1 protein-coding gene is annotated in these 414 nt (G+C 62.8%); it reads left to right on the forward strand.

The features are described 5' to 3' along the window. On the forward strand, positions 1 to 396 hold a 396-nt coding region (locus AC0L3N_RS33955), incomplete at its 5' end, for an ISAs1 family transposase (protein ID WP_473552066.1). Positions 397 to 414: the final 18 nt, after the last annotated feature.

Below are 414 nucleotides of genomic sequence, written 5' to 3' on the forward strand. Positions count from 1 at the left end.
CTCGAAGGCCAGCGCCGCTTTCCCGGTGAACTGCGCCTGCCAGACGCCACAACCATCGTGCGCGTCAGCTCGCGCACTGGACTGAAGGACAAAAGCCGCTTCGACACGCGATACTTTATCGCCTCCGCCGAGCTGACCGCCGAACGGGCCGCTCATGCCGTGCGCGGCCACTGGCTGGTCGAGAACGCTCTGCACTGGACCCTCGACGTCGTCTTCAACGACGACCAGTCGCGTCTCAGAAAAGGCCACGGCGCTCTCAACATGGCCATCGTGCGCCATTTCGCTCTCAACCTCGTCAGAGCCGTCAGCGACAAGCACTCCATCAAACTCAGACGCAAAAAGGCAGGCTGGAGCACCGACTACCTCGCCGCAATCCTCGGCGACCTACGCCGTTAACCTGGATTCGGAGCCCTG

This window comes from Mesorhizobium sp. WSM4807 (assembly GCF_055811615.1).